This is a genomic window from Serratia plymuthica (genome assembly GCF_018336935.1).
GTDB lineage: Bacteria > Pseudomonadota > Gammaproteobacteria > Enterobacterales > Enterobacteriaceae > Serratia > Serratia plymuthica_B.
This window is the reverse complement of record NZ_CP068771.1, coordinates 2338838-2351317: the sequence shown is the minus strand read 5'-3', so window position 1 is coordinate 2351317 and position 12480 is coordinate 2338838. Positions and strand designations below refer to the sequence as shown.

General features: G+C 56.6%; 2 protein-coding genes. Both read right to left on the bottom strand.

From position 1 onward, the window contains the following. Positions 1-5 precede the first annotated feature (5 nt). Positions 6-1310, bottom strand: coding sequence for a flavin-containing monooxygenase (locus JK621_RS11110; RefSeq protein ID WP_212559836.1), 1305 nt, complete (start codon positions 1308-1310; stop codon positions 6-8). Positions 1311-1384: 74 nt separating this feature from the next. Then, a complete protein-coding gene (locus tag JK621_RS11105) occupies positions 1385-12340 on the bottom strand; it encodes an FkbM family methyltransferase (protein ID WP_249337175.1) in 10956 nt (3651 codons plus the stop codon). Positions 12341-12480 lie beyond the last annotated feature (140 nt).

The following is a 12480-nucleotide window of genomic DNA, read 5'->3' as shown; positions in this document are numbered from 1 at the left end:
CGCCTCTACCTTCTGTTGAGTACTTCACGGTACTGCGCCAGTAACTTAAGGAACTTCCAGAGATCGACTTCCCACTGATGGCGGAAAGAACCGATGTAATAGTTCTGCCCCAGATCGGGGTTCTGCTCTTTTTTCATGCGGGTAAAATCGTGCAGCCCTTGAGACTGCGCGAAATAAGCTTTGAGGTAATCCACGACGAACAAGCCGTGAGAACGGGCGGAAACCCCCAGGCCCGTAGCGGAGTTGATATAACCGACAAAAAGCAGGTTGTTAAAGTTCTTGGGGACAATGTGTAAGAAACAGTCTGGAATGCCGTTCTTCATAGCCAGATATTTGCTGTCGAGGAATGGGAAGCGGCGGTGATATCCTGTCGCATAAATCAGGGTATCGACCTCAACCTGCGAACCGTCTTCGAATATCACGGTATTACCGCGAAACTCGCTCACGTCCCCCTTGGGCTGGATATCGCCGTGGCCAATAAAATAGAGCAGTTGAGAGTTCATGATCGGATGGGAGGCATCCAACGGATAATCCGGTTTCTTTAAACCGAAATCCGTACCGTCGTAACCGGCAAGCTTAAAAACCTGTTGTATATAAGCCAGCGTTTCTTCACGAGTGTTAAATTTATTCCCCAACCCCTCCATCCATCTTGGGGTGGGCATGCCGTTGATAAACTTGGGCTGATAGTAGTAACCGCGCCGCGTGCTGTGGTAGACCGCCTGGCAATGATGAACCGCGTCGACCGCGATGTCGCAGCCGGAGTTGCCGGCGCCAATGATCAAGACCCGCTTGCCCTTGATGCGTTCCGGCGTCCGGTAATCGATCGAATGCATGATATCGCCGGTGAAATGGCCGCGATAAGCCGATTCAGGATAGCGGGCCTCTCGTTGCATGCCGTTGCTGACCAGAACAAAAGAATAAAACTTTCTTTCCCCCGTCGATAACTCAACCTGCCAACCCTGATCCTGCGGTTCAATACGGGTGACGGCGACATTGAAATGGGCTTTCTCATAGACCCCAAAGGTGCGCGCGTAATGGCAAATATACTGATGCATCAGTTTATGGTTGGGATAATGAGGATAATCCTCCGGCATGGGGAAATCCGGATATTGGGTATTGACCTTCGGGGAGATCAGATGCAATGACGGATAGGTGCGGCCACAGCGGCTGTCGGCATTCCATACGCCGCCAAAGTCCGACTCCGCTTCATACAGGTCATAATCAATGCCGCCCTGGTTCAACTCTTTACCGAGGCTGACCCCATAAGGGCCGCCGCCGATAATGCATACTCGTTTTCCTTGTACATCCATCAATGACATCACCTCTTTCAACGGGCTGGCAAAAACCTACGGGTTATTCGGTCAGTAATCCGTGTTCTGCGCGATCAGGGTTCGGACGATTCAAGGGTGAGCAAGGCCTCTTCCCTCACCATTTTCAAGTTGCTGAGCCGCAGGCAAAGCGCGCCAGATTCGTCGTACAGGCTCAGGTCATATCCGGGGAGATCGCCGGTGATCACCAAAGACGCATGTTCCGCAGGCGCGGGGGAAATGCAGACCGTCGCGCGCTCCGGAACCGGCTTATAAGTCGTGATCGAATCCAGCGAGAATGGGTACCACTGGCCATGCGCCGGCGTTTGAGGATGGCAATGGTGATTCAGCGCCGAGAGCAACTGCCAGCAGGCGGTCAGCAGCGCCGGCCGGAACCGCGTTGCTTGCGGCTGATGCGGCCGTTGCGCAAGGGCGCTGAGTCGCACCAGCAGCTGTGTGCCGTCAAAACATAGCTTTTCGGCCACCGCGTGGTGGCGCAACCCGCTTTCATCGATTGTCCGTTTGATTTGCAGCGCCGCCTGCTGGTGATGAGGCGCTTCCAGTCGCGCTTCCAGCGCCCGCAGATCCTGTACACGGCTGCCGACGCCGGCGGATGCGTTCAGGGCGACCTGACCAAAATGATGAGTCACGGATTGATGCGTTTTCTCGGTCACGCACTGGAAATAGAGACCGTCATCCTCGTGGGAGAAATAGGTTTGAATATGGCCATCTACAGCGTCCTGCACGCTGGCCGGTTGCCCCCACAGCAGGTAATTCAGTTCGGCCGCCTGCCCTCGGGCGGATGACTCGCAGGCGTTCAGCACCTGTTCCAGCAACCATAATCCGGGGAGGCGGTCTTGCGCAGACATTGCGCCTGCCGCCAGCAGGTGCTCATAAGTCGAGAAATCCATCGGCGCGTCATGCAGTTGCGCAAGCGTACCGGAAACGGGCGCCGCGTCTGCCGGCGCGCCCGGAGTCCCCTCGGCAGGCGCGCTGGGCAGATCGACCCAATAGCGTTCACGGGCAAAAGGATACGTCGGCAGAGACACTTTTCGCGGGCTGCGTGCCGGCGTCCCCTGTAAATAGAGAATATCCCAATCGATATTGACGCCTTTGACCCATATCTCGAGGAGTTTGGCGAACTTGCCCTTGGCGGCCCAGGCTTGCACCAGGCCATGCATATCGTCATCGACGTTAAAGAGCGACGACACATCGCTGTGTGATTTGCTCTTGCCCCGGAAGATCGGCTCGCGGGTTTGCTGCTCGCCGTCGAGCGCGGCTGCAAGCTGGCTTTGCAGTTCATCAAGCGTGTGCGCGACAAATCCTAACCGTTCACTCATCGCTTCACGCCCGGTTTGCAGGGTATAAGCCAGTGAGTGCAGGTAGGCATCCGCTCCTGCGGCCTGGCCTTCTTGCGCTCGCATCCGGTCCGCCTGTTCGCGGACATGAGCCAACAAATTGACGACGCTTTGCCTGAGCTGCGCGTCGTTTTTCGCCGACAGGACTATCAGCGCCGGTTCGCGCGCGGCGGGTTGCCCGGTAACGATGGCGGGCGCCTCCTCGCTTGAGAACTGTTCAATCACCAGGTGGGCATTGGTGCCGCTAAAGCCGAACGAACTTACGGCCGCCTGACGGCGGTGCCCCGCTGCCACGCTCCAATCCCGAAGCTCCCGGTTGACGTAAAAAGGTGAACCGTCCAGCGCAATGTGTTCATTAAGCGCCTGATGCTGCGACATGGGCGGTATCTGGCGATTCTTCATCGCCAGCAACACCTTAAGCACCGAGGCGACACCGGCGGCTCTCAGGGTATGGCCGATATTGCTTTTCACCGAGCCCAATGCGCAGTAATTCGCCTGGCGGGTAAATTGAGCGAAGCTCTGCTTTAAACCCGCAACTTCAACAGGATCGCCCAGCCTGGTGCCCGTCCCGTGGGTTTCTACGTATTGAATGCGTTCAGGATCGATCCCAAAGCGGGTGTATATCGTTTGCTCCAGGCGCGACTGCGCGTTGCCGTTCGGGGCCGTGATGCCGTTGCTTTTGCCATCCTGATTGACACCCCATCCTCTGATCACGCCATGAATGACGTCCCGATCCGCAATCGCCTCTTCCAGACGTTTCAGCAGCACCACGCCCACGCCCTCTCCAGGAACAAAGCCATTGGCACGCTGATCAAAGGTAAAGCAGCGCCCATCCTCCGACAGCATTCCGGCTTTGCTGGTCATGATGTGCATGCTTGGGCCGGCCAATACGCAAACCCCGCCGGCCAACGCCAGATCGCAATTGCCCAGCACCAAACTGTCACAGGCCGAGGCCATCGCCACCAAAGAGGATGAGCAGGCGGTATCGATAGCCAGACTTGGACCTTGCAAATTCAGGTGGTAGGCGATTCTCGCGGCGAGAATCGACGCGGCATTTCCCATAAAGGTTTGCGCATTGAGTTCCATGCCAAAGCGCGCTTCATAGTCACCCTCGCCGCATCCGACGAAAACGCCGCATCGGCTGCCGGACAAATCGGCAGGGTTGTACCCCGAGTCTTCTATGCAGCCCCAACAGGCTTCAAGAAATACCCGCTGCTGCGGATCCATCAGCTCGGCTTCGCGAGGCGAAATATTGAAGAACAGCGGATCAAACTTGTCGGCATCGTCGAGCACGCCCATCCATTTGGAGTTGGTTTTTCCGGGTGCCTGAGGGTTAGCGTCAAAGAACGCCGCGACCGGCCAGCGTTCGGCAGGCACTTCTGAAATGCAGTCGGCACCGGCGCGCAAATTCTCCCAGAACTGCTGCAAATTCTTCGCTTTCGGGAACTGACCGGACATACCGACGATAGCAATCGCCTGACCTGCGGCAGACGCCGGTTCTGGCGCCGCCGGCGAGTCTGCACGCTGGGTGCGCAGCTCTTCCGGCCTGGCGGCCGGCAGCGGCGCCTCATGCCATTGCGCCGTCGGTTCGGCCGGCGCCTGACTGAGCGACGCCGGCGCCACGGCATAGCGCTGCACCAACGCGGCGAACTCTTGCAGCGTAGGATAGCTGTATATTTCCGCTGCATTCAGCGCCAGGCCGAAGTGCTGGTTGATCTTTCTGATCCAGGTGACGCCGGTTATCGAATCCAGGCCCAAATCGACAAAAGCGATGTCAGGGTCGATCGCCTGCGCTTTAATTTGCAGCTCTTGAGAGAGCGTTTGGCTTAAAAATGCCAGCACGTTGGCCGACGGAGCTTCCACATGTCCGGCGCTGTCGGCGGGCAGCCCCGGCAAGACGTCCGCGGTCTTGTTCGTTTTAACGGCATGATGGTCAGCCACGGCTGCACTGAGGCCCGCGTTATCGATCACCAACGCGGTGAAGAGTTTCAGATTGGGGTAACTGTAGATGTCGGCGGCGTTGAGCGTCAGCCCGTATTCCGCATTGACTTTTCTCACCCAGGTGACGCCGGTAATCGAATCCAGCCCAAGGTCGACAAAAGGCTGCTCGCTTTCAACCTGCTCGGCCTTGATTTGCAATTCGTCGGTCAGCATCCGCCGCAGGAGAACATACACTTTTTCAAACAACGCCTGAGGCGCGTCTTGCGCGGGCTGCCCGGCGCCGACGGAATGCGGCTCATTCACCGTCACCGCGTTCGCGCCTTGCTGTGGAGCGATCGATTCCCCCAGGTTAAAATGCTGTTGGATACGCGATAACACCTCTGGATTGCCGACAAAAGTCCGTTCATGCATCCGAAGCTCCTGCGCGTAGTTCGCTTCAACGCGATCTCGCAAAGGCTGCGAGCGCTGCGTTTTCCAGGCAACCAGCTCAGCGCGCGATTTCCGGGCGATCGCACTGGCGGCAGCCAGCGCAAAGGGCAACACCCGGGCGCGTTCAAGCACCGGATTTTTGAGCCCGCGTTGCAGGAGTTCATACCCTTTATACTCGCCGGCGGTAAACAGCGCTTCCCTGGCGAGATCCAGGCCCAGCCGGCTGGGAAGGATCAGCGTCGCCCCAGCCCCTGGGGTAAATCCGTAACGCATATACGGGCTGTAATAGACGCTTTCCAGACTGAAGATCGCCTCATCGCAAAACATACCGACGGCCCATCCCGGACCGATGCCATGCCCTTGCATCGCGGCGATGACCGGAATTTCACATTCCAACGGCAAGGCGAAGATTTTTTCGTCGGTGAACTTCGCTTCGCCTTTCTGGATCGCCTGCAGCGTTTCCAGCGTGCCGCCGCTGGCAAAATAGTGGTCATATCCGGTCAGTACCACCACTTTATAGCCGTGATGTTGGCGGATATGCGCAAAGATCTCTTCAAAACCGGCCACGAAGGCTTTCGAGAATTTATTACGGCTTTCACGCTCACATAACCGGACCAACAGCACGCCATTGTCATACGCTTGCGCCTCGATAACCGCGGAGCTAAGCGCCACTTTGCGCGGCTGGCCAGACGGCGCCGGCAATTGGCCGTTTTCGAACGCCTGCACCCCGTTTTCCGGCAGTAACGGGGCAGCAACTGCGGCGTCCGGCGTAAACGCGATCGGGCTGTCTGCCGGTGCGGCAGAGAGCTGGACCAGCGTGGCCGCCAAATGCTGTTTCAATTGAACCAGCGCTTCTCTGGGCGCTTTCGCCAGCTCCCGCGCCAGTTTCAGGCTTTCCCCGATAACCTCTGCCGACGGGAAAACCGGCATCAACAGCCCCAGCGTTTTCAACTGTCGGCCTTCCTGCTGCCGCGTGTCGGTCAGCAAGGCCTGAGCCGCAGCGGGCGTGAAACGCTCGCTCAGCAGGTGATACAACGGCTGCGATACCCGTTGATCGCCGCTGGCGTAGTGATAGCGGGCCGTTGCGCTCAAGACGGCGAAATCGCACAGACAGGCGAGCAACCAGGCATAGCCTTTGCAATCACCAGGCACGACGGCGATCACGGGAAACGGCATCGTTAGCACGGTACGGTACAGCGCCTGCTGTAAAAACAGTTCATGGTCATGCTCAAGATCGGCAAGGAAGCCCTGCTCATCCCCGCAGAACAACAGAACGCTGATGTCCGAGCGGCGTTTTAACGCCGTCAACATGTGGGAAAGCTGGCTGGCCGAAACCCCGCCGGTGCCATAAAGGCGCAACGAGAATACGCCCTGGCCTTCATCCGTTAGCGGAATGGAGGCTATCTCTGCCTGAGAATCCGCCGACTGGAAGGTTTGCAAGGCGGCCAGCACCCGCTTGCCCGGCGCGCTTTCAGCCAAGGGAGCGGCCATGACTGCCGACGAGACATCGGCCGCAGATATCGCCCCGGCATGCGGTATGGCGCGGGCCGGGTTTTCGGGCAGCCAGTGCCGTTCTTGTTCGAAAGGATAATGCGGCAGGTTGGCCACGCGTTGGCGCGCCGCCGGATACCAGGCAGACCAGTCAACTTGCCGCCCCTCCAGCCACTGCCCGGCCAGCCCTCTCAGGTCGCGTTGCTGCATGGCGCGGTCGATCTCCGCCTGCTGCCCCGCGCTGTTGCCTTTATTCCTCTCGCCTTGCGCCACGGCGGCGGTGAGATAAGTTTGCGCAAACGCCTGCCGGCTGAGGTAGTCCTCCAGCCCCGATAGCATCTCCGCCTCACTTTTTCCGGCAACCGCCAGACGATGGCCCAGGGATTCTCGTCCAAGTTGCAACGTATAAGCGATATCCTTTAACTCGCCGAGCGTCAGCGGTGAGTGTTGCTGAAGATGCGCTTTCAGTCGTTGAGCCAGGAGGTGCAATTGCGCTTCGCTTCTGGCGGAAAGCAACAACAAGGCGGGTTCGGGATCCAACGCGTTCTGCGGTTTGGTCGGCGCGCTTTCATCACTCGCCGGCCTAAACTCTTCAAGCACCATATGCACGTTGGTTCCGCTAAAACCGAATGAACTCACTGCGGCTATCCGTTTGCCCTGAGCGTTCGGCTGCCAATCCTGAACCTGGGTATTGACGACAAACGGCGTTTCCTCAAAGGGGATCAGCGGATTCGGTTTTTCATAGTTGGCGCTGGGCGGCAATTGGCGATGTTTGAAAGACAGCAACAGCTTGATCAGCGCGCTGACGCCAGACGCATGAACACAGTGGCCGATGTTGCTTTTGACCGAACCAATGGCGCAAAAACCGACGCGTTGGGTTTGTCTGCGGAAAGCATCCGTCAGGGCGGTGATCTCTATCGGATCGCCCAGTTTGGTTCCGGTGCCGTGAGCCTCTATATAGGTCAGTTCATCGGCGCCGAGATTCAGCTCATCGTAAACCTGGCAAATCAACTCGGTCTGCGAACGGCTGCTCGGCGCGGTGATCCCGTTGGTTTTGCCGTCCTGGTTCATCGCGGATCCTTTGATCACGCTATAAATAGGGTCTTTATCGTTAATGGCATCCTGCAAGCGTTTCAGGACCACAACGCCGACCGCCTCTCCCGGAACAAAACCGTCGGCCCGATGATCGAAAGGTTTGCAGCGCCCATCGGCCGACAGCATGCCGGCCTTCGCGCATAAAATATGGAAGTTGACGGTGGTATGAATTGACACGCCGCCGGCGAGCGCCATGTCGACCGCGCCGCCTCTCAAGCTTTCGCAGGCCAAATGCACCGCGGCCAGAGACGACGAAGACGCGGTATCGATCGCCATCGCAGGGCCTTTCATATCCATAAAGTAAGCGATGCGCGCCGCCAGAATCGACGAGTCGTTCCCCATGAATGAAGAGGCGTCTAACGGAACATCATGGCGCCGCAGATTAGCTTGGTAATCGCCGGCATCCGCGCCGGCATAAACGCCCCATTTCTTGTTTTTGATGTCCCGGTTGGCATATCCCGCATCTTCCAGCGCGTGCCAGCTTTCCTGCAGGAACAGGCGTTGCTGAGGATCCATTTGTTTGGCTTCTTTACCGGAAATACCAAAGAAAGACGCGTCAAACTTATCAATGTCCTCGATAAAACCGCCCCAGCGGCCGTAGGTTTTGTTCGGTTTGGAACGATCCTCATCGTAATAGGCCGCAATATCCCAGCGTTCTGCCGGCACCTCAGAAATGCAGTTGCCGCTTGCCAGCAGCATCGACCAGAACTCGTCAGCGTTCGCAATGCCGGGGAAGCGCGCAGACATGCCAATGACGGCGATATCCCCGCCGTATTGCGCCGGTTCGCCGGCCTCATTCGCATTTTTTCGGTTTTGATTCATCGGCGCTTTGGCGCGACGGCCCGCATCATCGGCAGGCGCCGCGTCTGGCTGTTGCGCCGGTTGCATGCGCGCCACAATGGCGGAGCGATAATTCGCCAGCAGATAACGGCGCAAATCACTGACGCAGCCGTAGTCGAAGAGCACGGTGCTGGGCAGCCTGATCGAGAAAGCGGCGTTCAATTTGACCGCCAGGTTAATGGCGGCGAAGGAGTCGACGCCATACTCGGAAAAGGCTTTGGTCTCGTCGATATCGACCCTCGCCTTCAGGCATTCATGCAGGCTCTGCTCAATGGCCGCATCGATGAAATGCAAAACGGCGTCGTTGTCGATGTCGTCTGGCCGATGCGCTGCCATCGGTGGGCATGCCCGTTCGGTTTGCGGCAGCGAGAGCCGGCTGCGCTGCTCGGCAATCCGCTGCATTTGCCGCGTATCCGGTGATTGCCCGTGCGGCACAGAGGCGGCCTCCTGCCCGGAAGGCGCATTGTCACTCGCTGAATCCATAGCCTGAAGCGAAGGGGTAAATGCCAGTTCGGCCAAGGCGGCGGCCGGTGCGGCATACGCCCAAATACCGGACGACGCCGGCACCATTACCGGGAGGCCGCGCAGGAAGTTTTCCGCCGGCTGGTTTTTATCATTGGCTGTAAAGTGGATCCCCAGGGTGTGCTTCTTCCGTTCCAGAGCGGTTCGCCCCAGCGCATTCAACACCTGATATTCAACACCGCGTCCCAGCACGCGGCAACTGAGCAACAGACCATCGACGGACAACGCGTGTTCGTGTTCGGAAAACAGGCACAGGCCGCAGATGCCGTAATCGCCAAAGCGGTCGGAAACGCGGATGCTCCAACACCCCTGCTCAGGATGCTGAATGCGGGAAAGGATATCGCCGGCGGAGTAAGGCGCTTTAACAAGGTTGAACTGGTTGGTGCGGTGCGTCAGCTGAGACAGCCTTTCCGCCTGATCCGGCGTTGCCGGCTGGAGGGTGACCTCAAGGCCAAGCCCGTGAATGAACGCCTCCATGCTGAATGCGCTTTGGCGGAACGCTTCACGCCGGGCTTGCTCCTGATAAAGATGGGTGCGTTTTGCATCCTCATCTGTCGTGCGGCGCACCTGATCAAAGGCCCAGACATGCGCCAGGAACCCGGGAATGGCGTCGTTATTCTCCGGCAATTGCAAACTGAGCACCTGCGGGCAACGCGCAGAGACCTCGGCGCATTCAATCGGGCTGTCATCAAGAAAAACAAAGCTGTCCAAACTCAGGTTCAGCGTTTTTGCCAGATGTTGCAAATTGTCAGATTTGGCGTTCCAGTTGATTTGCACATCAACAAAATCATCCCATTGCAGCACCATGTCGTCACGGCTGTCAAAGACCTGCTTTACATCCTCCCGGTTATTCTTGCTCACCAGGCATAGCAACATTCCCCGCTCTTTTTGGCGCAACATAAACTGCTGCAAGGCGCGGAAATTCGCATCGATAGTGACGCCCGCAGCGCCCTGTTCGCCGACTACGCCAGACCACAGCGTGTTATCGCAATCCAGGGCGATCACTTTATAAGGCGGGCGCCGGCCGGCATCGGCATGGCGTACGAGAACGGAGGCGATCACCTCGAAAAACGCGGGCGTATAGGGAATATGTCCCATTTCATCACGCACGTCATCGTGATAGTCGGTGACACCATAAGCCTGCAACTGATGATTCAGGTCAATACAGCGAATCTCCGCCTTATCGCCCTGTATGCGATGCATCATCTCAGCGACTTGCGTTAGCAAGGCGGCGGAAAACCGCTCACGCATGGCGGGGGAAGGCGGGCAAAGCACGAAGAACGTCGGGCCTTGACGACGGTGCGACTGTTCTCCGACCAGGGTAAGCAGATCGTTAAAGTTATCGCGGACGCCTTGTTCAAGGGGGGACAAACGCGGCGCATTGTCAGCCTGAACCGCCGGGCGTCTGGCATAAAAGTTGGCAAGCCCGGAGGACTTAAGCATATCCTCTTCCACTACCGCCAGCTCATAGCCTTTATCGCGCAGCAGCCGGGCGATTTTTTCTGCCGTCACCCCTTCTTTATCATGAACTTCAACTACGATCTGGCGAATATTCGGCCAGACATCATCGGCAATGCTGCTTAAAATGTCCCATTCACATTTTTCCGCATCGACCTTCAACAGATCGATAGTTTTTATATGATGCTCTTGCATGATGCTGGTCAACGAACGCATCTGCACTTGATAAGTCTGTTTTTGCAGACGTTCGCCGATCATCGCATCCAAATGTTCGCGAATGACCTCACCATCCAGGGCGCCAAGATGCTTGGCCACCTCATTTTCCATGGATTTTTTCAGCGCTTCGCCATCTTCCGCGTCATCGGTATGGAACCCGGACCACACTGAAGAGTTGGGGTAAAAAACAAACTCGGCCTCGCCATCTTTGTCGGCAATGCCCACTTGCAACGCTTTGGCTTCAGGCGCATAGAGTGCGAGATTCTTACGAAGAATGGCGTGGGAGATCGGTGACGGTTCGCAAGAAAAAATACGTAAATCAGGACATTGAGTCGTAGCAAACAGGGAAAACATGCCGATGTTGCCGCCAATATCGACGACCACATCCCCTGGCGCAAAGGAAATACCGTGTTTCACGTATGTTTTCTCTACGAAAATTTCTTCGTACAGATAGCGAGTTTCATAGGGTTTCAGATGCGCGATCTCCATCCCGTTAGGCAGGACGAAGCGCTCACAATCCGTCAGATGATGATTGATTTGCTCCGGTGAAACCTGAGGAACGCCATTTTTCCTTGTCACGGGCGCCGGCGCCGCCTCATTGGCGATCAGATCTTCTAATCGACACAGAATCGCATTTACGCCTGCGGCGTTTGTCGCCAGCACACTCTGCGGGCTGAGCAGCTCCTGATAAACCTGATTGTATGGCGCAAACGTGATGCGATCATGCCAGTTCAGTTGGGAGAACCAGGTCTGCAGAGGCTCAACGATCGGTTCTGCCGTAAAGGTGGCGGCGATCGCCCATGTTTGCCCCGTCTCCGTTGGCGCGGCGGCAAGCGAGCTCTGTTCACCCTGCCCGGCTTTATGGTATGCCCGTATATGCAAGCCTTTCATCTCCACCAGTATATCCCCCGATTCGCTGACTATCAGCACGTCGAAAATCCCCTTCTCAGGCGAGTGTGAAGACGCCTGTCTTGGGACGGAAAAAACATCGCACTTTGGCGTTAATGGCTTGTGAATCAAGATATTGTCTAACGAGAAAGGAACATAAACTTGCTCGGGGCGGTCACCCCACAGGGCTTTTCTGGCGCCAAGCAAAACCGTTTGTATTGCGGCGTCGAGGATGTAGGGGGAAGGAAGGTCTGTCAGACTTCCTTCATCCGCACAGATCTGGCCCCAAAAAAGCGTTCGGTTGCAGTGCAGCGCATGCAAACACTGAAAATTGCCCCGGTAATCGATGCCGGCAGACAGAAACTGGCGGTAAATGTCATCACGAGTCAGCCTATGGGTGAAGGTTTGCGCTGTGATATCGGGCAGAGGAAATACGGAGCCAACCGGCCTTTCGTTTGCTTCGGCAGCGTTAAAATCGAATGACACTACGCCCGTCGCATGGCGCTTTGTCGCCTTACCCGGCACCTTTGACGTAACCCAGTAAGTTTTATCATCGTCTTCATCGCCAAAAACAATGTTCACCTCGCAGGCCCCCTTATCCAGGGTCATCGGCGAGAACCAGACTGCATTTTTTAGCTGCATAGGATAAATGCTATCAGCATTATTAGCGTCGTTATTATTCAATAATGATGACGCAACAAAGTGAACATATCCCATCGCCGGAAGAATAGGTTCATTCAGTACCACATGCCCAGAAACAATAAGACTGCTGTCACTTAACGTGTACGCCGACATCACGACCCCTTCACCAATATGCATGAATAGTTTGGTTAACTTTGGAAGGCTTCTTCACTTAAACTTCGATTTCAATATATTTAGATCCAAACAACTATAACCAAAACTTAAAATGACACATGGAGCCGCTGCGCAAAAAT